This is a genomic window from Sphingopyxis sp. OPL5 (assembly GCF_003797775.2).
GTDB lineage: Bacteria > Pseudomonadota > Alphaproteobacteria > Sphingomonadales > Sphingomonadaceae > Sphingopyxis.
Genome location: NZ_CP060725.1, coordinates 241761 through 265839 on the forward strand (window position 1 = coordinate 241761; position 24079 = coordinate 265839).

The 24079-nt window shown below is 61.1% G+C and carries 21 protein-coding genes and 1 tRNA gene; 4 read left to right on the top strand and 18 right to left on the bottom strand.

The genetic code is table 11. The features are described from left to right. Positions 1–35: 35 nt before the first annotated feature. Both EEB18_RS01120 and EEB18_RS01125 read left to right on the top strand, forming a co-directional pair. A complete protein-coding gene (locus EEB18_RS01120) occupies positions 36–1208 on the top strand; it encodes a saccharopine dehydrogenase family protein (RefSeq protein ID WP_187141475.1) in 1173 nt (390 codons plus the stop codon). A 7-nt stretch (positions 1209–1215) separates the two neighbouring features. Beyond that, entirely contained in the window at positions 1216–2016 is an 801-nt protein-coding gene (locus tag EEB18_RS01125) for an acyl-CoA thioesterase (RefSeq protein ID WP_187141474.1), read from the top strand. A gap of 97 nt (positions 2017–2113) precedes the next feature. Here EEB18_RS01125 and EEB18_RS01130 read toward each other — a convergent pair whose 3' ends face one another. The 3 genes from EEB18_RS01130 to EEB18_RS01140 all read right to left on the bottom strand — a co-directional run bounded on the left by EEB18_RS01130 (position 2114) and on the right by EEB18_RS01140 (position 4943). Further along, positions 2114–3463 carry a sensor histidine kinase gene (locus EEB18_RS01130; protein WP_187141473.1) on the bottom strand — a complete coding sequence of 450 codons (1350 nt, stop codon included), beginning with the start codon at positions 3461–3463 and terminating at the stop codon, positions 2114–2116. Further along, a complete protein-coding gene (locus tag EEB18_RS01135; protein ID WP_056350548.1) occupies positions 3460–4194 on the bottom strand; it encodes a response regulator in 735 nt (244 codons plus the stop codon). Before EEB18_RS01135 ends, EEB18_RS01130 begins: the two co-directional genes overlap by 4 nt. A gap of 128 nt (positions 4195–4322) precedes the next feature. Further along, positions 4323–4943 carry a hypothetical protein gene (locus EEB18_RS01140; RefSeq protein WP_056350546.1) on the bottom strand — a complete coding sequence of 207 codons (621 nt, stop codon included), beginning with the start codon at positions 4941–4943 and terminating at the stop codon, positions 4323–4325. A 219-nt stretch (positions 4944–5162) separates the two neighbouring features. Here EEB18_RS01140 and EEB18_RS01145 point away from each other — a divergent pair, with 219 nt between their 5' ends. Beyond that, complete coding sequence (locus EEB18_RS01145) at positions 5163–6986, top strand: DUF885 domain-containing protein (protein ID WP_187141472.1); 1824 nt, start codon at positions 5163–5165, stop codon at positions 6984–6986. Positions 6987–7141: 155 nt separating this feature from the next. On the opposite strand, the gene EEB18_RS01150 is transcribed toward EEB18_RS01145, so the two are convergent. The 12 genes from EEB18_RS01150 to EEB18_RS01200 form a co-directional block, all read right to left on the bottom strand. Continuing rightward, positions 7142–7315 carry a DUF1328 domain-containing protein gene (locus EEB18_RS01150; RefSeq protein WP_082545186.1) on the bottom strand — a complete coding sequence of 58 codons (174 nt, stop codon included), beginning with the start codon at positions 7313–7315 and terminating at the stop codon, positions 7142–7144. A gap of 317 nt (positions 7316–7632) precedes the next feature. Beyond that, positions 7633–9552, bottom strand: coding sequence for a DUF262 domain-containing protein (locus EEB18_RS01155; RefSeq protein WP_187141471.1), 1920 nt, complete (start codon positions 9550–9552; stop codon positions 7633–7635). Positions 9553–9622: 70 nt separating this feature from the next. After that, positions 9623–12235, bottom strand: a complete 2613-nt coding sequence (locus tag EEB18_RS01160) for a DEAD/DEAH box helicase (RefSeq protein ID WP_187141470.1) — start codon at positions 12233–12235, stop codon at positions 9623–9625. A 1-nt stretch (position 12236) separates the two neighbouring features. Then, entirely contained in the window at positions 12237–13889 is a 1653-nt protein-coding gene (locus tag EEB18_RS01165) for a site-specific DNA-methyltransferase (protein WP_187141469.1), read from the bottom strand. 68 nt (positions 13890–13957) lie between these two features. Then, positions 13958–14188 (bottom strand): hypothetical protein, encoded by a 231-nt coding sequence (locus tag EEB18_RS01170; RefSeq protein ID WP_187669057.1) that lies wholly within the window; start codon positions 14186–14188, stop codon positions 13958–13960. A 6-nt stretch (positions 14189–14194) separates the two neighbouring features. Then, positions 14195–14329: a hypothetical protein gene (locus EEB18_RS22615; RefSeq protein ID WP_262408057.1), complete on the bottom strand. Its 135-nt coding sequence runs from the start codon at positions 14327–14329 to the stop codon at positions 14195–14197. Between the two features lie 97 nt (positions 14330–14426). Beyond that, positions 14427–15530: a tyrosine-type recombinase/integrase gene (locus tag EEB18_RS01175; protein ID WP_187141468.1), complete on the bottom strand. Its 1104-nt coding sequence runs from the start codon at positions 15528–15530 to the stop codon at positions 14427–14429. Positions 15531–15536: 6 nt separating this feature from the next. Then, positions 15537–16013: a helix-turn-helix domain-containing protein gene (locus EEB18_RS01180; protein WP_187141467.1), complete on the bottom strand. Its 477-nt coding sequence runs from the start codon at positions 16011–16013 to the stop codon at positions 15537–15539. 4 nt (positions 16014–16017) lie between these two features. Then, the gene (locus tag EEB18_RS01185; RefSeq protein WP_187141466.1) at positions 16018–16185 is read right to left on the bottom strand and encodes a helix-turn-helix domain-containing protein; all 168 of its coding nucleotides are present in this window, start codon (positions 16183–16185) and stop codon (positions 16018–16020) included. A 108-nt stretch (positions 16186–16293) separates the two neighbouring features. Further along, positions 16294–17235 (bottom strand): hypothetical protein, encoded by a 942-nt coding sequence (locus EEB18_RS01190; protein WP_187141465.1) that lies wholly within the window; start codon positions 17233–17235, stop codon positions 16294–16296. A 58-nt stretch (positions 17236–17293) separates the two neighbouring features. Beyond that, on the bottom strand, positions 17294–18529 hold the full coding sequence (locus EEB18_RS01195) for a tyrosine-type recombinase/integrase (protein WP_187141464.1): 1236 nt from the start codon (positions 18527–18529) through the stop codon (positions 17294–17296). Between the two features lie 176 nt (positions 18530–18705). Beyond that, positions 18706–18779, bottom strand: a tRNA-Gly gene (locus EEB18_RS01200). 100 nt (positions 18780–18879) lie between these two features. On the opposite strand from EEB18_RS01200, the gene dinB reads away from it, so the two are divergent. After that, the gene (gene dinB, locus EEB18_RS01205) at positions 18880–20007 is read left to right on the top strand and encodes a DNA polymerase IV (RefSeq protein ID WP_187141463.1); all 1128 of its coding nucleotides are present in this window, start codon (positions 18880–18882) and stop codon (positions 20005–20007) included. Positions 20008–20012: 5 nt separating this feature from the next. Here dinB and EEB18_RS01210 read toward each other — a convergent pair whose 3' ends face one another. From EEB18_RS01210 to EEB18_RS01220, 3 genes are all read right to left on the bottom strand, one after another. Beyond that, positions 20013–21128 (bottom strand): T6SS phospholipase effector Tle1-like catalytic domain-containing protein, encoded by a 1116-nt coding sequence (locus EEB18_RS01210; RefSeq protein WP_187141462.1) that lies wholly within the window; start codon positions 21126–21128, stop codon positions 20013–20015. A 149-nt stretch (positions 21129–21277) separates the two neighbouring features. Continuing rightward, positions 21278–22876: a peptide chain release factor 3 gene (locus EEB18_RS01215; RefSeq protein ID WP_187141461.1), complete on the bottom strand. Its 1599-nt coding sequence runs from the start codon at positions 22874–22876 to the stop codon at positions 21278–21280. Between the two features lie 86 nt (positions 22877–22962). Next, on the bottom strand, positions 22963–24021 hold the full coding sequence (locus EEB18_RS01220) for a hypothetical protein (RefSeq protein WP_187141460.1): 1059 nt from the start codon (positions 24019–24021) through the stop codon (positions 22963–22965). Between the last annotated feature and the right edge of the window lie 58 nt (positions 24022–24079).

Sequence of the window (24079 nt, forward strand, 5' to 3'; positions counted from 1 at the left end):
CTTCCACTTAACGTTTACGTAAAGGGAGGTTTGCCATGGCCAGCGGACGCGAGTTCGACATCATCGTCTATGGCGCGACCGGCTTTACCGGCCGCCTCGTCGCCGAATATCTGGTGCAGCATTATGGCGGCCGCGCCGATGCCCCCAAATGGGCGATGGCGGGGCGCAGCGCCGACAAGCTGGCCGAGGTCCGCGACCTGATCGGCGCGCCCAAGGACACACCGCTGGTCGTTGCCGACGCGGACGACCTCGCCAGCCTCGACGCGATGGCGGCGCGAGCGTCGGTCGTGCTGACCACGGTTGGCCCGTACCAGCTTTACGGGAGCGACGTCGTCGCGGCGTGCGTCAAGGCGGGCACCGCCTATGCCGATTTGTGCGGCGAACCCGGCTGGATGCGCGAGATGATCGACGCGCATCAGGACGCCGCCAAGGCGTCGGGCGCGCGCATCACCTTCAGCTGCGGTTTCGATAGCATTCCTTTCGACCTCGGCGTGCTGTTCCTGCAGGCCGAAGCGGTGAAGCGCCACGGCCAACCCGCCCCGCGAGTCAAGGGCCGGGTCCGCAAGATGGCGGGCGGCGCGTCGGGCGGCACGATCGCCAGCCTGACCGAAACGCTGAAGGCGATTGCGAAAAAGCCGTCGCTCGCCCTGCTGCTCAAATCCTCCTTCGCGCTCACACCCGGTTTCGAGGGGCCGTCGCAGCCGAGTGGATTGATTCCGGAGTATGACGGCGCGACCGGCACCTGGACCGCGCCCTTCGTGATGGCGACGATCAACACCAAGAATGTCCACCGCACCAATTTCCTGCTCGGCCATAAATGGGGCGCCGACCTCGTCTATGACGAGATGATGATGACGACGATCGGCGATGCCGGAAAAGCGATGGCCGAGGCGATCGCCAAGGCGAACCCGTTTGGCGAATCCAAGCTCAAGCCCGGCGAGGGGCCGAGCAAGGACGAGCGCGAGAACGGCTTCTACGACATATTGTTCGTCGGCGAATATCCCGACGGGACGAGCATTCGTGCTTCGGTGCAGGGCGACCGCGATCCCGGTTACGGCTCGACGTCGAAGATGCTTGCCGAAACCGGCATGGCGTTGCTCGCGAACAAGGGCGACGGCGGGGTGTGGACCCCCGGGGCCTTGCTCGGCGAGGCGCTGATCGACCGGCTGACCGCCAACGCCGGACTGACCTTCCAAATCGAGGAATAAGACCAGGATGACGACCTCTCCCAGCGCGCTCGACGCGCTGCTTTCGACGCTGCGTACCGAAGAGGGCGTGGCCAGGGCGCATATCGACGATGGCTGGATGCAGGGCCGCACCGCCTATGGCGGGATCAGCTCGGCGGTCGCGCTCGCGGGCGCGATGGCGCTGCACCCCACCGACACCCCGCTGCGTTATGCGCAGATCAGCTTCGTCGGCCCGGTCGGCGGCGATTGCACCGTCGCCACGCGCGTGCTGCGCCAGTCGAAATCCTCGCTGTTCGTCGATGCCGGGGTGTCGAGCGACATGGGCTTCGGCACCGCCGCGACCTTCGCTTTCTCGGGCGACCGGCCAAGCCACCTCGACCACAACAGCCTGACGATGCCCGACGCGCCAGCCCCCGAGAGCCTGCAGCCGGTGCCCGACCACAAGGCACGCCCCAGCTTCGTGCGCCATTTCGACATGCGTCCGACGACCGGTCCGCGTTTCGACTGGAAAAGCGACGTCGGCGACTATCTGACCTGGGTGCGCTTCGTCGAGGAGCCGGAATGCCATCCCGCGGTCGCGCTGCTCGCGATGGGCGACGCCCTGCCCCCTGCCGCGATGGCCTTGTTCACCGAGTTCGGCCCGATCAGTTCGATGAACTGGACGGTCAACATGCTGACCGGCAAGCTCGAAACCGACGACGGCTGGTGGCTGCTGTCGGCAAAGACCGGCTTCGCGCGCGGTGGCTTTTCGGTGCAGGACATGATGATCTGGAACCGCGCCGGCGAACCGGTGATGAGCGGCAGCCAGGGGATCGCGATCTACGCATAACGAACGTCGCCCCCGCGCAGGCGGGGGCCGCCGTCGTTTTATGCCCTCGGTCGCTGCTCCAGGCGGACTGCGGCCCCCGCCTGCGCGGGGGCGACGGTTAAACCGGCAGCACGATCGCCGCGTCCAGCCCCGACGTATCGTCGCGGTTGGCGATCACCAGCCGCCCGCCCTCGCCTTCGGCCAGCGCGTTGGCGATCGCGAGGCCCAGCCCCGCGCCTCCCGTCGCGCGATTACGCGACGCCTCGCCGCGCGCAAAGGGTTCGACGAGGTCGGCGATCAGCGCCGGGGCGATGCCCGGACCCTCGTCGCGCACGACCAGCCGCAGTTCGCCGCCGCTTTGCTCGACCAGCAGGGTCGCGCTGCCCGCATAAGCGAGCGCATTGTCGATCAGGTTGCGCAGCGCGCGCCGCACCAGCAGCGGCCGGCCGCTCAGTGGCGGCAGTGGCGGCAGCGCATCGGGGCCCGTCACCGGCTTGCCCATCACGCGATATTCCTCGCCCATCTGCGCGAGCAGGGTCGCGACATCATAGCGCTCCGCCGCCTCCTTGCCCGCGCCGCTGCGCGCGACCGCGAGGATATCGGCGAGCATCGCGGTCATTTCGTCGATCGTCGCGATCATCTTGTCGCGCAGTTTCTCGTCCGCGACCGCCTCGACCCGCACGCGCAAGCTGGCAAGCGGGGTGCGCAGGTCGTGCCCGACCGCGCCGAGCATCCGGTCCTTGTCGGCGAGCATCGTCCCGATCCGCGCCCGCGAGGCGTTGAAGGCGCCGATCACGTCGCGCACGTCCGACGGCCCTTGCTCGATCAGCGGCGGACCATCGCCCATCGGGTCGCGCCGCACCGCCTGCGTCAGTGTGCGCAGCGGCCACGCCGCGCGCCACGCGATCAGCAATATGGGAACGAGGATCAGCACATAGAGCAACAGCGTCTGCCAGATCAGGAAGCCCTGCAGCCTTTTGCCCTCGGCGGGTAGCCAACTGCGCACCACGACATAACGCCCGCCGATCTTGGCCGAGACGATCGCGGTGCGCGCGGGACCGCGCATCTTTTCGGTCTTGTGCCGTTCCGGCAGCACCCAGGCGTGAACCTGTTCGGCGTCGAGACCCGCCTCATCCAGTTGCGCCGCGACATGCGCCGCGAGGTCGGCGTCGACGCGCGCGCGCGGCGGCGGCGCGAATGGCGTATCGCGGACCTGCAGCCGCGGATGGCGCTTTTCAGGGGACCGGCCGGGCAGGCCTTCGTCGGGATCGGCCATCGCGCCGCGCCGGTCGCGTTCGAGCGCGTCGATGATGCGCGCCACCGCCATGCCGCCGCCATTGGCATAGACCTGTTGCCGCTGCCCGCGCGCGAGCAGCGTGAAATTGATCGCCTGCGCGACAAACAGCGCCACCGCGACCGCGAACACCATCTGGCCGACGAGGCTGCGGGGCCACAGCCGCAATGTCACGCCGCGCCGCCCAGCCGCTTGACCTCGCAGGCGAGCGTATAGCCCCCGCCCCACACCGTCTTGACCAGCTGCGGATGGGCGGGGTCCGCCTCGATCTTCTTGCGCAACCGGCTGATCAGATTATCGATCGCGCGGTCGAAGATATCGGCCTCGCGACCGCGCACGAGGTCGAGCAGGCGGTCGCGGCTCATCACCTGCCGCGGATGACGCACCAGCGCGTGGAGCAGATGATATTCGCCCGACGACAGCGCGACCTCTTCGCCCGCCTCGTCGACCAGCACGCGTTCGACTTCGCGCAGCACCCACGGACCAAAAGCGAAGGCGGTGCCGCCGGGGTCGAGCGTGCGTCCGCCCGCCTGCGTCCGGCGCAGCACGGTGCGGATGCGCGCGACCAGTTCGCGCGGGTTGAAGGGTTTGACGACATAATCGTCGGCGCCGATCTCGAGGCCGATGATCCGTTCGGTATCCTCGGCGCGCGCGGTCAGCAGGATGACGGGAATGCTGCTCGTCTCGCGCAGATGGCGGGTCAGCGACAGCCCGTCCTCGCCCGGCATCATGATGTCGCTGACGACGAGGTCGATGCTCTTCGCGCGCAGCACCGATCGCGCCTCGGCGGCATTGGCGGCGTCGGTAACGGCAAAACCCTGCGCGGTCAGATATTCGGTCAGCGGCTCGCGGATTGACGGTTCGTCGTCGATCAGCAGGATGCGCGGCGCGTCGCTGTCACTCATCGAAATCGATCCTGCAAATGGTTCGCCCACCGGTCGGGGGACCGGTGGGCGATAGCTGGCAGGGACCAGCGGCAAAGGCAATGCCAGGGAGGGGGAAGAGCCTGCCGTTGCCGCCGGTCCGCTGCCGATTATTGGGCGGCGGGAGCCGCCGGCGGAGCGGCGCGCTTGGCCTTCCATGCGGCGCGCTGTGCCTGGCGTTCCTCGGCGGTCACCTGACCGTCCTTGTTCGCGTCGGCGGCGTCGAAGCGGGCGAGCGCGGCGGTCTGGAATTCGGCCTGGCTGATCGCCTTGTCGCCATTGGTGTCGGCCTTCATCATCATGCCGCCGCGACCACCGGGACCGCCATGATGGCCGCCACGCTTGCCGTGATGCCCGCCCATGCGGTGACCATCGCGCTTGCCGGGTTCGCCGGCCTCGGCGCGCTTCTCGCCACGTTCGGCGCGCTTGGCGGCGCGATCGGCCGATGCCTGATCCCATTCGGCCTTGCTGATATTGCCGTCCTTGTTGGCGTCGAAGCGGGCGAAGGCGGCCGCCTGCATTTCGGCGCGCTTTGCGGCGCGGTCAGCGGCGTCGAGCTTACCGTCCTTGTTCGCATCCATCTTGGCGAACATCTCGGTTGCGCGGGCCTGCGCTTCGGCGCGGGTCACGGTGGCATTGCCGTCGGCCTTGGCGCCGATGCCCGGAGCGGCAAGAACGGGCACGGCGATCAGCGCGGCGCCCAGCGTCAAAAGGGTGAATTTCTTTCTCACGTAACGAACTCCTCGGGTCGCGGAGCCGAAGGGGGCCGGCTCTCGATGACACCCTTCTAGGCGCCACTTGTCCCAGCACCGTGCCGGTTTGGCGAAAAATTGTCGCAAAGTGTCGCAGAACGACGGCGCGGTTCATGCTGCCGCAAGCGCGGGGCGCCGCCACGGTTGCGGCGATCGGACCCCGACCCTAGGCTTGCCGAAATCCAGGAGGAGAATCGCATGACCGACTACGCGCCCGATCGCCGTACCCTGTTGGCCGGCCTCGGCGGCCTTGCCGTCGCCGGCATCGCCGGGCCGGTCGCCGCGAAGGAGAGCGTCAGCGCCGATGCACGGCTCGATGCGTTGCTCTCCGCCCAATTCGAGCAAAGCCTGCGCGACGACCCGACCCGCGCGACGTCGCTCGGCCTCGACACCGGTGCCCGCGCCGCGCTGCGGGCGCAATTTCCCGACTGGTCGGCGGCCGGACGCGCGGCGCAGGCACGGCGCATCGACACCGACCTTGCCGCGGTTCGCGCGATCGCGGCTGATACGCTCGGCGATACCGCCCGCGTCGCCCACGACAGCGCCGAATTCGACCTCGCCGCGCGCCAGCGGCTCGCACGCTTCACCTATCACAGCGGCGGCTTCGGGCATCGCCCCGGGCCCTATGGTGTCACCCAGCTTGGCGGCTTCTACACCGGGGTCAGCACCTTCATGGACAGCCAGCACCCGGTGAAGGACCAGGCCGACGCCGACGCCTATATGGCGCGGCTCGCGGCGATCCCGGCCCTGCTCGATGCCGATACCGACATCGTCAGGGCGAATGCCGCGATGAAGGTCGTCGCGCCGCGCTTCATCCTCGACCAGGCGCTCCAGCAACTCGCGCGGCTGCGCGACGGCGATGTCGCGGGCAAGACCCTCGTCGCGTCGATCGCCCGGCGCAGCGTCGAAATCGGGCTTGGCGGCTATGGCGATCGCGCCGCCGCAACATTCGAAGGACCGATCCGCGCCGCGCTGACCCGGCAGATCGAGACGCTCACCGCGCTGCTTCCGCGCGCCGGCGTCGCGGCGGGGGTCGCGCGCCTGCCCGATGGCGAGGCCTATTATGCCGCGACCCTCGCCCAGCATACGACGACCAGCCTGACCGCCGCAGAAATCCACCGTATCGGGCGCGAGCAGGTGGCCAACCTGACATCGCGCATGGACGCGTTGCTGAAAGCACAGGGCTATAAGGAGGGCAGCATCCGCGACCGGCTCGCTGCGCTCGGCAAGGCCGAGGGGCAATTATTCGCCAACGATGACGCCGGCCGCGCCGAAATGCTCGCCTATCTGAACGGCCTGCTCGTCACCGTGCGCGGCCGGCTGCCGCAGGTGTTCAGCCGCATGCCCAAGGCGCCCTATGAAATCCGCCGCGTCCCGCCCGAGATCGAGATCGGCGCGCCCGGCGGGTCGGCGCAGGCGGGAACCCCCGATGGTTCGCGCCCGGGCATCTTCTTCATCAACCTGCGCGATACCGCCGAATGGCCACGATACACGCTGCCGACCCTCGCCTATCACGAAGGCGCGCCGGGGCATTTGTTCGAGGGCGCGCTGAAATATGAGGATGCCGAGTTGCCGCTCTACCGCCAGGCCTCGTCGGTGACTGCCTATGGCGAAGGCTGGGGTCTCTATGCCGAACAGGTCGCCGACGAGCTCGGCATGTACGACGACGACCCGCTCGGCAAGATCGGCTATCTGGCGTCCTACGCCTTTCGCGCCTCGCGGCTGGTGGTCGACACCGGGCTGCACGCGATGGGGTGGAGCCGCGAGCAGGCGATCGACTATATGGTCGAGAATTCCTCGACCTCGCCGACCGCCTCGCGGACCGAGATCGACCGCTATATCGTTTATCCGGGGCAGGCCTGCGCCTACAAGGTCGGCCAGATCGCGATCAGCCGCGTGCGCGACGAGGTCGCCGGCCGGCCGGGTTACGATATCAAGCGCTTTCACGATGTCGTGCTGGGCGCCGGACGGGTGCCGCTCGCGGTACTCGAACGCCGCGTCCGCGCCGCCTTTCCGGCCTGACGCACCGCCTAAAACAGGTAAGCCCCGTCGCATTTCTGCGGCGGGGCTCCCTAGGTTCAGTCCGAAGACAAGAACCAATTTCCACTCTCACTTTCGGTCAAGTAGAACCATGAAACGCCGCGGGTCGCGATGGGTTCCCGGCGGCGCCGAATTTTTTACACCACCTTCTTTGCGGCGAATGCGCCCATGATCACGAACAGCGCAACGAACGCCAGGCCGACGAAGAACAGGATCTTGGCGATACCGGCCGACGCGCCGGCGATGCCGCCAAAACCGAGAACCGCGGCAAGCAGCGCGATCACGGCGAAGATCAAAGCCCATTTGAACATTGGAAGTCTCCTCAACAAACTGCACGGTGATAGGCGCGCACACCAGCCTCCGAAGCAGCGCGATGACGCCCTTGCCGGAGAGAAACGACCAACGGCCGCGCCTCGATAATCTGAATAATGGGTGCGCAGGTTAAACGACGACGCCCGGGAAAAGTTCCGGCGATCGGTTTTGGGTAGCAGTGTCGGGGAGAGGCTGGACGGTAGCGGGAACCGCAAAGCACCTAAGAAACCCCAGTTTTACGCCGTTGCCGTTGGATGCAATTTAGAAATGGCCCCCAAAATGGCCCCCAAACGCATTCGCAGAGGGCGATTGACGGTTAGACGCTGGAAGGGTGAGGCCAAATATCAGCAGCCAGCTTGGCCAATTCATCTCCCCTCTGCGCAATCGCCGCTTCGTCCCACACAGCCGATTCAGCAATACCTGTGTTTAGCGCCATGAGCGATTTGCCTAGCCGTTCGCGCTTCGCGTCAAAGGCCTGATTTTGCATTGAGGAATTAAGCGGCGTTGTCACAAGTGTGAGATTACCAAGCCGATGCCGATGAGCATCTCGATTTCGCATTGCCACCGCCATTTCTTCGTCCGCCGGAATGCGGGTTGCCGGTACGGTCCGGCCGTCCGGCAACGGCCAATGCTTCGTCCACGCCTGAGGAAGAATGTGCTCGACGGACAAGAAGCTTGGTCGCTTGTCGTCCACTTGAAATTTTGACCGAACGGCCTTTTCCAGCTCCCACAAAATATCGATCTTGCGTTCCGCACGAAGGATATTGTCATAAATCGGTTGGTTGGCGATTGCTTCTCGCAATTCCGCGTCGTCCGGGAAGCGCACGGCGGGCCCAGACTGCCCGACGAATGACGCCCGGAATGTCTCTAACGACGCCCCCTTCTCGTTGAAAATTGCGACTATACGGGTGAAGTTCTTGTTCATGTTCTTGGCGGTCAAATTGCAGATCGCCCTCCTCACGATATAGGAATAGATCAGTCGGTAGATCGCCCGCTTTTCAGCATCGTCCATCTCGGCAACTGCCGTGGCGAAAACCAGAGGATAAACGGTGGCGACCTCCCAAGTCGCTAGCTTGCGGCCCAGCCATGCCACATCCGCGTCGCCAATCCCCTTCTCTAACGCCTCATAGACCGGATTGAAGCGCAACAACGCATCTAGCTCTTCGCCAACGGTCGGAAAGCGTGCCTTGCCCTTGGGCCGGGCATAAGCCCGGTATTCGGCATAGAGCTCTCGCAGCGACGTTTCTTCGCCGGTTTGGGCCGTGAGAGCATAGCTTAGGAAATGATCAATCCGCGGTCTCTTTGGCTTCGCGCGTGGCGCATCCTCCTTCCAGAAAAGCTGGTCGAATGGCTTCCACCGCGTTTCAAACAGTCCTTCGGCCTGTTCGCCTTGTGCTTCTGCCCGATGGAAAATATTGTTCCGCACGAGGTCCATGGCCAGCAGCGGTTCTCCCCGGCTATTCAACGTCTCGAAGATGACCTGAGCATCGTCTCCCTCTTCGAGATTGATGATCACCAGCTTAAACTGGATAAGAAGAGCGTCAGCCAAAGCCTGCAACCGCATCTGCGCCGAGGGATCGTCCTTGGTGATTGCGGCGACCACTTGCGTAATGTCTAGTTCGTCGTCGTCGAAGCTGACCCCGCCCCAAGCGGCGTAGTGGTCGATCTTTTCCCGGAAATACAGATACGCTAACAGCGCACGCGGTGCCTGCCCTTTGATGATATTCCCGTTCTTGTAGAATGCGTGCGAATGGCGTGACCGGACTGTTTCGAAAGATTCGGTCATAAGGTCTCGGAAAATTGATCGGTCAGCGGGCGTCGGCACCAGCTTTAACCGATCCGCACGGGTTGCGTCCGGTTCCGCACTGCGCTCATCATTAAAAATGTAAACGTCCAGCGCCTTCACGATTCCGTCTTGCTTCCACTCCGTCGCAACATGACGGAGCGCGGCCAAGAAGAGCTGGAACGTTGATAACCGTTGCTGGCCATCCACCACTTGCACGCTGGAAATCCGCCCCACGCTGTAGCCATCGGAACCGGGGGCGAGGATTAATGCGCCCATATAATGTTGGAATTTCGGCGGCCCCTCCAGCAGTTCGTCGGCTTTCGATACAAGGTCATCCCAAAGCGGCTGAAGTCGATCTTCTTTCCAAGCATATTGGCGCTGATAGATGGGGACGGTAAATTTGCGGCTGTCTTGCAGCACTCGACCGACTTCAATGGAATCTGTTTTCATTTACGGCCCTCCCGCAAGCACCCAAAATAAAGTAGGCAAGGTAATCAAACTTGATGCTGTGCAATAGAGCTTACACCCCCGCGCCGATCTTGTGCAAAATTTGCTCGGTAACGCCCCGGCCATCGGCATCGCGCTTGACCGCCATCAGGAACAGTAGCCGCCCGCCACTTGTCTCTTCGGCCTTCAGCCCAATGTTGTTCTTTTCGGCCGCATCGGGATCGGTCGGCCCCTTATATTCCACGATCAACTGCCGCCCGTCGTGCAACTCGGCGATAAAGTCGGGATAGAAGAAATTGCCCGACGTCGGCAGGCGATAGGCTCCATAGGTCCGATCAACGTTGCGCACCCAATGCTTCACCGCGTCGAGCCGGTCGATCGCCTGCGCGCACTCAAATTCCTCGCCCTGCGATTTGAGATCGCCGATCGCGGAATAATAGTGCTTTCGGAACCGGAAGCCGCCCTGATACGGGTTGCGCGCATCATAGCGGTTCGGATCGAAATGGTGCAGCGCCCCGACCGGATTGGCCGGAACGCCAACGCCGCCTAGAAAGAGCTGCACGCCCTGTTTGGCCGTCAATGTCCGCAATTCGGCGACACGCGCCAGCACGGCGCGCTTCAGCGCATATTTGCCGCGCACCAACGCCGCCAACGCCATGCCCTGATCCTGCACCAGCCCGACCACGACGCGGCGGCAATACTCCAGATAGGTCGCCTGCCCCGTATGCGCCTGCCGCGTCTGGCGGTCCAGAAAGCGCGCCAGCGCGGCTTCGTCCCAATTGGTCGCGCCATCCAGCGCCAGCTCCAGCGTCGTCGCCATATGGCTGTAGACCAGCCGGTCGCCGCGGATATCAAACTCATAGCTATCGGGCTGTTCGGTCATGCTGAAGCCGGGCAGTTCCGCGTCGTGCGCCAACAAGTCCCAGCCCGCGAGATCGACGAAGGATTCGGGATAGGCCAGATCAAGCTCGCCCTGCACCTCGATTTCGAGTTGCGGCACGGCGAAGGGAACACCGCGCACGGCCGGTGACTTTGCCGCTTCGGTCTGGACGATGTTGCGCTCGACCGCTTCGGCCGCACCGGGCGCAATCGCTTCCATCGCCTTGCCGATCTCGCGCTTCACCTCGTCGCTGGCATGGGCGTCGATCACGGCGAGCACCTTGCCTTCGCCGTCGTCGGCCATGCGCAGCGCCTGCCGCGCCGCCATGCTCCAATCGCTCGTGTCCGGCCGCTCGTTCACGGTCAACTTGACCGGCTCGGGCACGCGGTAAAGCGGCCCTATGTCACCACCCTCCAGATCGAACGAAGGCGGCATTTCCAATATCGCCTCGCGCGCGCTGCGATCGTCGAACCCCATTTCGGTCAGCCGGTCCATCAATCCGTTCGCCGCCGCCGCGAAGCTGATTTCGGACACATGGGCATAGGCGCGGTTCAATTCTTCGGACGCGCGGCGCGTCGCAAAGGGCATTCGCAGGACGCGGCCCAGCAATTGCTCGACCGCGCCAGATGACCGGATGCTGGCGAGCGAGCAAAAGACATAGGCATAGGAACAGTCCCAGCCTTCCTTTAGCGCTTGCACCGTGATGACATGCTCGATCCTGCACGCGGGGTCGAACAGGTTGACGCCATCCAGTCCGCGCTGATCGCCCGTCGCAACGACGATTGCCTCTTCGGGAATGCGCTCCTGTTCGATCAGGTGCGCTTTCAACACCTCGACCGTCGCTTCATTGCCTTCGGCGGCGGGCATCGCCTGATAGAGCGCGATCGGCCGAATCCCGGCCGGATCGTTCGCCGCGATCCGCGCGAGCCACGCGCGATTCTGCACCGCATGGGCGACGGCTTGCTGCCAGCTTCCGTGCTGCGACAGATGCACCGGCATCTTGATCATGTCCTCCGCTTTCAATTCCATCGCGGTCGCAACGGCGATGACATTGGAGCCGGGTTTGGGCGTCGCGGTCAGTTCGACGATCGCCGAAGGATTGAGCCGGGCCTTGGTTCCGCCCGACAGGCCCGTCATAAAATTGTGTGCTTCGTCCAGGATCATCAGTGGGCGCTGCCGATGCAGGACATTGGCAAAGGACAGTGCGATCTCACCGCACCGCGGCCCGTCGTTCACGACGTCCAGCCCTTCGCCCCGACGCGCGTCGCGGAAATGATCCTCCAGATTTTCGTCGTCTGCATAGACGTTGCGGTTCGACGTGTCCTCGACCCGGAACGCCTGATAGGTCGCGACGACCACGACGGTCTTTTCCAGAAAATCCTGCGGCCGGATTTGCCGCCGCTCGCTTATGTCGAACACCGCGACCGCGCCGTCGAACGCCTCTTCCAACGCGACGCGATACGGATGGCGCGGCTGTTTGAGCGCGTCGAGCGTCTGCGCCTGAATCGTGTTCGACGGCACCAGCCAGATCACGGGGACGCGCGCGCGGTCTAAGTAGGCATCGGCCGCGACCTTGATAGCGTGGCTCGCCAACAAGGTCTTGCCGCCGCCCGTCGGCAGGCGAAGGCAACAATAGGGCACCGCCTCCAGTCCCTCGACCGGCGTATAGCCACCGAGCGCATAGTTGCCGAGGTCCGCCCCGGCGATGGCGTCGGCATAGGCCAGTGCGGGCGACTTCACTTTCGCCGCACTCAGGAAGGTGCGAAGGGCGTCCAGCGCGCGCGTCTGATAGCGTTTCAGTTCCATCTCAGCGCGCCTTCACATCATAGGGGGTTTGCTTGAACGTCACGCCTGCGGCCTTCAGTCGCGCGTCGCCGATCCGGCTCATCTCGCCGTAGATGGTCAGTGGCCCATCGTGTCCGGCGGCCGCGCGGATCGACGTGAGCAAGGCCCCGGTTAGTACGTTCCCCCCCGACACGCTCTTGTCGCCCAAGATGCCATTGTAGAGCAAAGCGAAGCCGCGAGTGCCGTGGGTGCCCAAAAATGGGCTATCGGCGAGCCCCCGATAGGATATGCCGGTTTCAGAGAACCAGACGTGCGCCGCCAGCGCAGGAAATTTGATACCCGACCGGATTCGACCCGACTCGTCGAAAATTGGGTCCCCCAGCCGAAAGAACTGAAAGCCTCCCCCACCATTCCAATTTTCGATTTCAGAAACGCCGCTCTGTTCACCTTCGACAACATTACGCAATCGAGGCACGCAATGCGTCAGGGCGTGATCACCCATTTCAATTCCGATATACCGGCGCGCCATCTTTTGAGCAACGGCAGCAGTCGTGCCAGAACCCAAGAAACTATCCAAAACAAGATCGCCCTTAGCCGTGCATAAGTTTATGATTCGACGGATTAGCTGCTCAGGCTTCTTCCCGTTAGGAAACTCGACGCCGCCTTCCTGACCTACTCCCCCGGTCGTCTTGATATCAGTCCAAAAGTCTCCCGGGTTGTAAGTCAAATAGAAATCAGCAAATATGAATCTTATTCTTGGATCTCTACTCTCTTCGTTAAAATTGGTTTTAAATATATATAGCTTCTTTCTTGCAGACAAAACGGAACTTATAGGTTGGCTCTCGACCCTATTTTTTATTGCCGCCGACTTTATACTTCCTGCGCCGACAGCCTGCACGATGCGCCAAGCGTTGTCCCAGCGATAGCGCTGAAACGATTCGTCGTCCAACTCCAGCTCCTTTCGGACCTGCGAAAGAGAGCGAACACTGGCCTTGGAAACGATAAAATTCGCGCGCTCGACATCGCTCTCATTTGCAGATTCTTGTCGCAAAAGATCCTTTAATTCCGAAACTTCATCAATTGAAAGACCTTCAATTATCTCTTTATATTCTTCATTCCACTCGTTCAGCGGAATCGAAATTGGAGAAATTTTCGGCGATCCCCCATTCTTGTAAACGAGTATCGCTTCCTTCATTTTGGGAAGTCTTTTCGTAACGTGAGACATTTTAACGCCCGTGGCTTCTGACATCTTTACGGATATAGTGTTCAATCTATTCGAACGACCAAAAACTTCATCCATCACAACAGTTAGATAAGCCTGCTCGTGATCATCGATCTGAATAAAGATTAAGCCGTCATCGGACAATAACTCTTTTAGAATCATCAATCTCGGATAAATAATTCCTAACCATTGGGAATGCTCTAGATTATCGTCATAAAATATCGAGATCGCCGACCGCGTGTTATATGGCGGATCGATATAGATACACTTCACCCTCCCTTTGTAATAGGGCAGCAGTGCCTTAAGCGCGTCCAGATTGTCGCCTTGGATCAGCATGTTTCCGGCCGTAGGGTCGCCGTGCGACAGCGCCGGGTCGGCCTCCAGCAAGCGATAAGGAACTGCAGCCGCGCGCTTCAAATCTTCGTCGCGCGTCAACCATGTCAAACTCGGCATTCCGGACTCCCCGCTTGGTGTCGCGGGCTTAGCAGCGCACGCGGCCGGACGCCAAGGGGGCGCGTTCGCTAATTAAGATGGTCGGGAATCTCGACGGGATAAACCAGACGGTAGCGTCGCTCGACGCAAGCCTCGTCCAAAAGCAGGCCATCGTCGGAATAATAAACGCGCCACTCGGGAAGTTCCGCCTTAACCGCGAAGGCGATGGAATAACCTTCATGGTCGAACTCTGGCCAGCCAGGATGCGATCTATCGCTGCTCAAACCTTCGGCGTGTTCCAGTTCGGCATATCGCTCCACCCAGCGTTACAGGCGGGCGTAAAGGCCGGGGCTGATTCGGAAACCGCCCAGCGTTTCGCGAGGGAGGAATGGGACATGCCAGATGCCGTCGCTTTCATATTCCGCCATGATGCGGACGGCTTTGGTCGAGATATTAGCCATGGGGTGTTCCGATGCGTCAACGGACGGGCAAAAACGCCCGCGCCTTTTCGCTATCGGTATGGCCGCCTATAGCGTGCGATTATGGCAGCCGTCCAGATCAGCCACGTCGATCCGGCATCTTTCGGATCACATCGACGACTTGCGCGATCAGCGCAGCATCGGCCGTCATGTCCGGCTTCTCATCGCCAAGCCCTCGCATGACTTCGCCCTGCCGGTGCGGCACGAGATTCCCGTAGCTTGTAAAGGTCGTCAGCACCTGCTCGTGCCCCAGATTTTGCGACCATGCCTTATATTCTTCCGGCGTCGTACAGAGCCGCTGCCCGAGCTGCACGAGTGTATTGCGGAAGGAGTGCGGGTTGAAATATGGCAGTCCGGCGGCCTCGAAGGCGTGGCGGAAAATGTCGCGGATCGGCCCGGCGCTCGCCCAGCCGTCGCGCCGCAGCCCGACCGGCTGGAAGCCGCCAGCCGTGCCGAGTCCGATTTTGGTCGCCGGGAATAGCGGATCGTCGTCGCCCCACAGCAATTCGGTGCGCAGATAGCCGCACCAGTGCTCGACGATCGCCAGCGCCTCGCCGCCGACCGGGAAAAACCATGTCGAAAAGGTCTTGCTCGCCTTCGTTTGAACTTCGCGGGCGTCCTGATCGACGCGCCCTTCGGCCAGATCGACATGCTTCAGCTTGAAGGACGCCAGCGCGCCATCGCGTGCGCCGGTCAGGATAGCGAAGGCGATCAACGCACGATTGCGCAGTTCGATGTCGCTTCCGGTCGGCATGGCCGACAGGACATGGTGGATTTGATCGAGCGTCGCGAACGGCTTGATGCGCGTCGCCTTGGCGACCCGCGCATCCTTCTCCGGGAGATTGAAATAATCGGCGTCCGAATAGCGCAGCTTCGACTTGTAGCCCGGTTGCCCCGCAAGCCAGACGAAGAACGCACGCAGCGCCGACAGGGTGCTATAAACCGTAGCACGGCTGAGCGGCTTTCCGGTGCGGACCGCGACCGTCTCGTCCAGCTTACGCTTGAACGCGACCGCCTGCGCGCGATGGAAATTCTTGAAATCCTTATGCCCGTTCACTTCCTCGAAGCGCGACAGCGCCTTGGCGACGGCATCGATCGACGCCTCGTCGCGCCGCTGCGCTTCCTTCAGATAGGCGAAATATTCGTGCTTGATCCGGGCGTTCGCGCCATTGTGCTTTGCCATATCCGCTCAGTCCTTTCGATTGTCACAATTCAGGGAAGGTGAAGGCCGCTCTATTAGGCGTGCGCCCGCTTCCCTGATTTGAACGTCGATCGCGGGCATGATCGCACCGATGTCAGCATGGCGCGCCCGGCGGTACATCATCGTCCCGCACGTCTCGCAAAGCGCCGTCAGGTCGCCCGTCGCGGCATTGCGTGCGAAATACTCGACCATGCCGAGCGCGGGGCCGCGGGGTTCGCGGCACTTCAGACAATAGATCGTGCCGGGCGGGCAAGGACGCTTCCCGGCCTTTCGCTGACATTCCAGAAAGGCGCGCAGCTCGTGCCCCAGGATCAGCACCGGCCGCCCGCCATCGACGATAGGCAGGCCCTTTTTGATCCAGCCGCGCACGCTGTTCTTATGGACACCGAGCGCGCGGGCCGCTTCGTCCGCACTGTAGGCCCGGTGGATTTTGATCAGGCGCGGATTGATCCGCCGGGCGGGCACGGCCTTACGCCTCGCCCGACACCAGTTTCCGGATCGATTCCGCCCGGATCAGCGTGCGGCGACCGAGCTTGAATGCTTCGAGCCGCCCGTCTGCGATCATGGCATAGATCGACGTGCGCCCCATGCTCAGCACGCGGGCGGCTTCATTGATCGAATAGGCGAGGCGGTCCATTTGCTTTGCTCCTGCATTGAACGCTGGTGTTCCAGCGGATGCAGGGAAAGTCGCAGACGCAAAATTCGGCGGATAGTTCGGCGGGAATTTCGCGGGCACTTTGCCGCGTTATGGCTTAGGACCTCGCTTTCTTTCGCCGGTCAATGCACGGATGCGCTCCCGCGAAATGTGCTTATCGGGATATGCTACCCGAATGAGCGCGAGCAACTCGTCCTGCGTGAGGCTATCCCGTATCGTGGCGCGCTTCGTCCACCATTTCTGCAACTCGGCTTCTGACAATGGCGGCTTATCGCCCTCTACCACTTCAGCCATTGCAACGGGTGCTACCGGAGCTTTGGTCGGCTTCGATTTCAAAGCCAGCTCGATGGCATCCGACAACGCCACGCGCTCGAAGGCAACGCCCCGTGCCTGCGCTTGGCAGTACTCGTCTAGGTCGGTCTCGCCCGGCCCCGCGAAGTTCCCTGACTTCCAGTTTAACACAGCGTCAGGATGGCTTGCGCTTGACGACCAAAACCAAGCCGGGATTAGATCGTCTTCGATCACTTCATCCAATGTAGAACCTAGCCGGTCTGCGTACTGCCACCTCAGCGTACGGCATCGCGATTCCAACAGCTGGTTGGCGCAACAGCGAATGATCGCGGCTAGCGCCCCGGTCGGTGTCACGGCAGCCTCGGCAGCCACAAGGTTCACCGCATCACCGCTATTGATCCACCGGCCAGACGTGATTTGCGCACCGGGGACGATAGCGTAAATGTCCGCCGCGAAGAATGAAACGCCGAAGGCCTTCACCTGATATTTCTGATCGATCCAAGTGCTGAAATCGCCCGTAACCCAATTCTGCTCCAGCGCAGCCTTCCCCTCAGCCCACCAAAACTCCGCGCCAATGTTTGCGTCCGAGTATTTTGTGTCGGGTAGGACTAGTATTTGGGCGCGAGCTTGAACCAGTCCCGCGTGCGCTCGCTTGCAGATCGTTCCACGCTGATCGGTGAACGGGGCGGCGCGCTGCATGAAGGCCAGCGCGTCTTTTGCCGAAATCCATTCTTCGTCCATTCACCGACAGTATTCGGCGATCGATCATAAACGCAAGCGGCAGAGTGCGAACAGGGCGCTACTCCCCTCCTGCCTTGGGTCTAATCGGAACCACGTCCGCCCCTTTTCGAAGCGTATCGAGATGGTCGCTCCACCATTGCGCCATCGCGACCCGCTCATCCCAATGCGCGCCGCGATGATAGGCAGCGCGCACCTTGTCGCGATCGCCATGCGCCAACGCGCGCTCGATCGCGTCCGGATGCCATTTGCCACTTTCGTTGAGCAAGGTGGACGCCATCGCGCGAAAGCCGTGCGCGGTCATTTCATCGCTGGCATAGCCGAGCCGCCGCAAAGCCCCGTTGAGCGTGTTTTCGCTCATTGGCCGGGTGCGCGTGCGAACCGACGGAAACACATAGCCCGTAGTCCCGGTCGCCTCGTGAATTTGCCGAAAAATCGCCACCGCCTGCCGCGACAGCGGTACATGGTGTGGCTTACGCATTTTAGTACGACCGGCCGGGATAGCCCAGATAGCCGCCTCCAGATCGATTTCGCTCCAGTCTGCATGGCGAAGTTCGCCGGGGCGAACAAAAACATGGGGTGCGAGTTGCAGCGCCAACTTGGTAGCTCCGCTGCCGTCATAGTCGTCGATAGAGCGCAGCAGTTCGCCGACACGCTTCGCGTCCGTGATCGCGCCATAATGCCTGACGGTCGGCGAGGTAAGCGCCCCGCGCAGATCGCGCGTCGGGTCGGACGTCAGCCGCGCCGTCGCGATGGCATAGCGAAAGACGAGGCTCGCCAGTTGCAGGGTGCGGCGGGCGCTTTCCAGCTTTCCCCGCGCCTCAATCTTGCGCACCGCCGCTAGCACGTCGGCCGGTTCAATCTCTCCAATCGGCAATCGACCAATCGAAGCGTTGAGCCGCGTCAGCAGCGATTCAGTGCGAATGACCGTCGATTGCGCCCAACCCTTTTCGCCATCGCGCTGCCGCTTCGCGCAATATTCGGCGGCGATGGCAGCGAAGGTGTTATCGATCGACAGCTTCGCTCTGATCTTCTCCCGCTGCTTTTCGCGCGCCGGATCGCCGCCGAGCGCGATTTGCTTGCGGGCCTCGTCCCGCCGCTTACGCGCTTCGCTCAAACTGACGTCGGGATAGCGCCCCAGTGACAGCTTGCGCTCCTTGCCATCGATTCGGAACTTAAGCCGCCAGAGCTTCCCGCCCGCTGGCGTCACCAGCACAAAAAGGCCCCCAGAATCCGCCAGTTTATAGTCGCGCTCAGCGGGCTTCGCGTTGCGTATAGCCGTATCAGTGAGGGCCATGTTGGGGGCCTTTTTATTCGCTGACAGGCTCGAAACCCAAAAGGCCCCCATAAAAGGCCCCCAGATTTTCCGGCTGCCAGCGTTCAATCGCGAACGCCCGCGACCAATTCAGGCGTCAAATATGGCAGATTTCTGGGGAAAGTCCAGACAATGGCGATCAACGATGTATGAGAAATTGGAGCGGGTAGCGGGAATCGAACCCGCCTAGCTAGCTTGGAAGGCTAGAGCATTACCACTATGCTATACCCGCTCACCAAGGCCGGCGGCGATTGCCATTTTGGTCCGCCTTCGTCAAGCGCCGCGTCAGGCGCGGCATTGAGAACATTTGGGCAACATGCTAGGCGGCGGACGTGGAAGACGGCGACGATCAGGCTAGGGATGCCGCGGACACCCGGGTCCGCAAGATCATCCATGTCGACATGGATGCCTTTTACGCGTCGGTCGAACAGCGCGACGACCCGGCCTTGCGCGGCAAGCCGGTGGCGGTCGGCGGCTCTTCGCGGCGCGGCGTCGTCGCGGCCGCGAGCTACGAAGCGCGCAAATTCGGGGTACGGTCAGCGATGCCGAGCGTCACCGCGAAACGCCAATGCCCGGGCCTCATCTTCGTGCCGCCGCGGTTCGAGGTGTATCGCGACATTTCGCACCAGATCCGTGCGATCTTCCGCGACTATGCCGACGAGGTCGAGCCGCTGTCGCTCGACGAGGCCTATCTCGACGTCAGCGCCGACAAGGCGGCGTTGGGCAGCGCGACCGCGACCGCGAAGCTGATCCGCCGTCGCATTCGTGAGGAAACCGGGCTCACCGCGTCGGCCGGCGTCTCGTACAACAAGTTCATCGCCAAGCTGGCGTCGGACCAGAACAAGCCCGACGGCATTACCGTGATCCCGCCGGGCAAGGGCGCGGCGTTCGTCCAGACGCTGTCGATCCGCCGCTTCCACGGCATCGGGCCGGTGACCGCGGCGAAGATGGAGGGGCTGGGCGTGTTTTCGGGCGCCGATCTCGCGGCGAAAGACCCGATGTGGCTCGCGGAGAATTTCGGCAACAGCGCCGAATGGCTGTTCAACCTGGCGCGCGGCATCGACCATCGGCGGGTGAAGTCGAACCGGCCGCTGAAGTCGCTCGGCGGCGAAAGGACCTTTTTCAACGATCTGATCGGCGACACCGAAATCCGCGAGGCGCTCGCGCATGTGTGCAGCGTGGTGTGGGACCGTGCCGCCAAGAAAGGCGCGCGCGGGCGGACAGTGACGCTGAAGCTGCGCTACGCCGATTTCAGGACGATCACGCGCGCGAAGTCGGTGCCGGCGCCGATCCTCGACGGCGCGGCGCTGCTCGCAGCGGGCGAAGCGATTTTGGCGCCGCTGCTGCCGACCGAGCAGGGAATCCGGCTGCTGGGTCTGACCCTCAGCAAGTTCGAGGGAGAAGAGGATGAGGAGGACGGCGAAGCCAAAGCGCCTGCGGATTTGCTGAGCTTAATATAGCAAATTTAGCTTATTCTTCTAAAGTATTTATAGAGCAAATCATCCATGATGACCCTGTCCTTGAATTCTTTTTCAAAAACACGATTCCTCCAATCATATTTGCTTCGGAATATTTTATACTTACATATCTGTATTATTTCACAAACTGGATGGTAATATTGCTTGAAATCACCGTTTGATTCCAATTTCCTACGGTAAGGCAATTCCATATAATTGGCTGAAATTCGAAATTTCTTGTCGGCAATACCCTTCCTCACCCGCCACTCCTTGTCCTCGATCCATTCCTTATCGAGAGCAAGACCGGTCAGTCGTTCAATAAAATAGACCATCGAAAGAAGGGCGACGTTGCCCAAAAATGCGTTGCCCGTCCCTCCGATGTCGGAATGTATCCCGGGCATCCATATCTGTCGGAACGATTGCGTCCGCAGACTGGGATTCGGCGCCTCCTTTCCACCCCGCAGGACGCGCGACTTGGCCCCGGTCCAGAGCTTGTGCGTAAAATGAGGTCGATCCTCGTCGATCGCGATGATGTGGATACCGTGCCGACAGAGCGACGGAAGGTCATGATTGGAAAAACGAACAGGATTGAACACGGGCAGCTTTGATATGCCGCCCATCACAGCGTCAAAAATACCGATAAACTCGACCTCCACCGTGGTCAGGTTGACCTTGTTGCTTAGTGACGCCCTTCCCTCGTTATGCTCCCAGGCATAGATGACCTCGGGAAGGAAGTGGATCTGGCGTGGGTCGAGCAGCCCGAATTCCGATATGATGCTCGCCAACGCCCGCACGGCCATCGCACCACGAGAAAAACCGAACAGATAAATTTTGTCCTTCGAGATTTTGGCATCAAAATTATAGTTCGCGCATATGTTTGTGTACTGATCGACGATCTGCGACATTATCGTGTTACCCGTCAGCAGGTCATAGGTATTCCTGCTGTCAGGCTGGGACGATATTCCGGATCGGTAAAATACGACTTGCGGGCCTCCGCTCTTGGAACGGTCCAAAATCTGCAGCAGGCAAGCCAGTTCGAAAACGTTGGAATATGATCTGTTCGTGGCAGTATGGGCAGCACTGACCTTTGTACCGTCGATCAACGCGATAAGATGCTTGCCCATGCGGTCTGCTCCAAATCCAGAGTGCACAAAAGGCACCACTAGTCTGCGCATCATTCCGAAGATTAGTACCGTTCCCCAATCGGAAACATAGTCTCAGACCGATATACTTAGCAAGGCGCTGGATATTGGATGGCGAGTATCGGAGCGGCTTACTCTGCCAACGCGCCCAACCGCCGTTCCTTCGTCGCCGTAAAGCGGATGTCCGGATTGCGCTGGGTGATATAGCCCACCTCCCAGCCGTCCTTCGCCATGAACACCGGCGCGCCATCGCGGTCGGTGGCGCTGGCGCCGCGGTGTTCGGACTGGAACGCCTTGAGCTTCGCCGGATCGTCGCAGGCGATCCAGCGCGCGGTTTCCCAGGGCGACTGCTCGAGCTTCGCCTCGACCTTATATTCAGCGTCCAAGCGGCTGATCAGCACCTCAAGCTGCAACTGGCCGACGACGCCGACGATCATGTTCGCACCGATTTCGGGATAGAAGACCTGGATGATCCCCTCCTCGGCCATGTCGTCGAGCGCCTTGCGTAATTTCTTGGTCTGGGTCGGATCGACGAGCGCGACGCGGCGCAGCAATTCGGGGGCGAAGTTCGGCAGCCCGGTGATCGTGATGTCGGTGCGTTCGGAGAGCGTATCGCCGACGCGCAGCGTGCCATGGTTCGGGATGCCGATGATGTCGCCGGGGAAAGCCTCCTCGGCCATTTCGCGGTCTTGTGCGAGGAACAGCATCGGGCGGCTGATCGCGATCGCCTTGCCCGTGCCGCCCTGCATCAGCCGCATGCCGCGCTCGAACTTGCCCGAACACAGTCGCATGAACGCGATGCGGTCGCGGTGCGCGGGGTTCATATTCGCCTGCACCTTGAACACGAAGCCGGTGACGGCATCGTCGGCCGGATCGACCGGCGCCGGTTCGGCGGGCTGCGGCTGCGGTCCCGGCGCGTGGTTGGCGAGCGCCGACAGCAGGTCGATGATGCCGAATTCCTTGAGCGCCGATCCGAAATAGACCGGAGCCAAGTCACCGTTGCGGTATGCCGCAACGTCGAAGGGCGCGTAGCAGGCCGATGCCAACTCGGTTTCTTCCTTGAGCAGCGCGAGCGCGCGCTCCGAAAGCTCCGCTGCCAGCGCCGGGTCGTCCAGCCCCGCAACCTTGGCGCGGTGACCTTCATACATCCGCGACGCGTCGCCACCCAGCTTCATGATCGCGGGATCGACCAAATCGTAAATCCCCTCGAACTGTCCGCCCATCCCGGCCGGCCAGTTCATCGGGCACACGTCGAGCGCCAGCCGCTCGGCGATCTCGTCGAGCAGCTCGAACGGCGGCAGGCCCTCGCGGTCGACCTTGTTGATGAAGGCGATGATCGGCACCGAACGCAGCCGGCACACCTCGAACAGCTTCAGCGTCTGCGGTTCGATGCCCTTTGCGGCGTCGATCACCATCACCGCGCTGTCGACCGCGGTCAGCGTGCGATAGGTATCCTCGCTGAAATCCTCGTGCCCCGGGGTGTCGAGCAGGTTGAAGATCAGCCCCGCATGTTCGAAGGTCATCACCGACGAGGTCACCGAAATGCCGCGCTGCTGTTCGATCTTCATCCAGTCGGAGCGCGCGCGCCGCGCCTGCCCGCGCGCCTTGACCTCGCCCGCGATATGGATCGCGCCGCCGGCGACGAGCAATTTCTCGGTCAGCGTCGTCTTGCCCGCGTCGGGGTGCGAGATGATGGCGAAGGTGCGGCGGTCGGGATGCGGAGCGATCATGGCGGCGGCGGTTAGCAGGTGCGGCAGAGCGTGGGAAGAGAAGACGTCAAGCTCGAAGCTCCGCGCAACCCCCTGAAAACCCGATATCACCCCCCCCTTATTGCCGACAATATTCGCGACAGAACCATTGTCACGCCAGTGCGGTTGGCCGCTGGCCGGGCTGACGCCAAATCGACAGATGCCGTCTGCGGACCTGCATGTAACCGCCTATTATTCCATTGAAAACGGATTGATGCGCGATCCAACTCCGCCAAAAATGCGGAATAGACGCGCCGAGTGCCATTCGTTTCACTGCGCGGATGTATGGAAACAACGACGTTATCTCGAATGATAAAGCATTTGATATCTGGGGAACGCGGCGCCAAATCCTGAGGAAAATCTAAAGTGAGCGTCACCCGCTTTGCCACACGCTTGAGAGAGCGAAGTTCTATAGTCGCATCCTCTCCATCATGTTCATTTTTTATCTCAATATGCCCGCGCCTGTCTACAATAATTTTGTCCAAAATCTTACTATGGTTCCACATAAAAAGAACAAGCCAATCAGGAAAATACGTTGAAATCCAACTTGTTGGCAATGATATTTTGAATATTTCAATAGCTTCAAAATTTTTCTTCGATGATCTTATAATGAAATCTTCGGTTATCCTTGAGTCATTTAATATTGAATCCATCTCGAAAGTTGAAGAATCTATGATAGCCGATTCAGATTCAACTGTCTGATTATAGTGATATGCTGTAATATTTTTGCTATTTGCATGAAATATTTGGTTTCTTGTCGCAATAACACGCGACAGCCTATCTTCGAATCTGTATGTTAAATTTGTCTCTATAAGAGAAACATCTACTTCTGAATTTTCTATATATTTTATCATATATCCAACTATTCTGATAAATATAAGAAAATTGAAAAATAATATTATAAATGTAGATATGAAAAACAAATATCCGACGGCAAATCCATCAGGAAATATTTCATTGGATGGAAGCTTCAAAAGCTCTGAAATAGACCCCCAAAAACCAATCCCTGGTTTTTCATAGTAAAATTTTACTGGAGGCCAAAGAAGGCTGCTCCAACCAACCGTCGCCGCGCATACAGCAGCTACTGAAAGCAGCCACTTTATCGATCGTCTTTTAATTGATGCCATCCAATTCCCCCTCGCCCACCCGGAATCATAATTGGATTATTTATTAGGCGCAATAAAA

Bases quoted from the DNA above. Each gene is read 5' to 3' on its own strand.
- EEB18_RS01120 (WP_187141475.1), top strand. From the start codon at position 36: ATGGCCAGCGGACGCGAGTTCGACATCATCGTCTATGGCGCGACCGGC.
- EEB18_RS01125 (WP_187141474.1), top strand. From the start codon at position 1,216: ATGACGACCTCTCCCAGCGCGCTCGACGCGCTGCTTTCGACGCTGCGT.
- EEB18_RS01135 (WP_056350548.1), bottom strand. From the start codon at position 4,194: ATGAGTGACAGCGACGCGCCGCGCATCCTGCTGATCGACGACGAACCG.
- EEB18_RS01145 (WP_187141472.1), top strand. From the start codon at position 5,163: ATGACCGACTACGCGCCCGATCGCCGTACCCTGTTGGCCGGCCTCGGC.
- EEB18_RS01150 (WP_082545186.1), bottom strand. From the start codon at position 7,315: ATGTTCAAATGGGCTTTGATCTTCGCCGTGATCGCGCTGCTTGCCGCG.
- EEB18_RS01155 (WP_187141471.1), bottom strand. From the start codon at position 9,552: ATGAAAACAGATTCCATTGAAGTCGGTCGAGTGCTGCAAGACAGCCGC.
- EEB18_RS01160 (WP_187141470.1), bottom strand. From the start codon at position 12,235: ATGGAACTGAAACGCTATCAGACGCGCGCGCTGGACGCCCTTCGCACC.
- EEB18_RS01165 (WP_187141469.1), bottom strand. From the start codon at position 13,889: ATGCCGAGTTTGACATGGTTGACGCGCGACGAAGATTTGAAGCGCGCG.
- EEB18_RS22615 (WP_262408057.1), bottom strand. From the start codon at position 14,329: ATGGCTAATATCTCGACCAAAGCCGTCCGCATCATGGCGGAATATGAA.
- EEB18_RS01175 (WP_187141468.1), bottom strand. From the start codon at position 15,530: ATGGCAAAGCACAATGGCGCGAACGCCCGGATCAAGCACGAATATTTC.
- EEB18_RS01185 (WP_187141466.1), bottom strand. From the start codon at position 16,185: ATGGACCGCCTCGCCTATTCGATCAATGAAGCCGCCCGCGTGCTGAGC.
- EEB18_RS01190 (WP_187141465.1), bottom strand. From the start codon at position 17,235: ATGGACGAAGAATGGATTTCGGCAAAAGACGCGCTGGCCTTCATGCAG.
- EEB18_RS01195 (WP_187141464.1), bottom strand. From the start codon at position 18,529: ATGGCCCTCACTGATACGGCTATACGCAACGCGAAGCCCGCTGAGCGC.
- EEB18_RS01210 (WP_187141462.1), bottom strand. From the start codon at position 21,128: ATGGGCAAGCATCTTATCGCGTTGATCGACGGTACAAAGGTCAGTGCT.
- EEB18_RS01215 (WP_187141461.1), bottom strand. From the start codon at position 22,876: ATGATCGCTCCGCATCCCGACCGCCGCACCTTCGCCATCATCTCGCAC.
- EEB18_RS01220 (WP_187141460.1), bottom strand. From the start codon at position 24,021: ATGGCATCAATTAAAAGACGATCGATAAAGTGGCTGCTTTCAGTAGCT.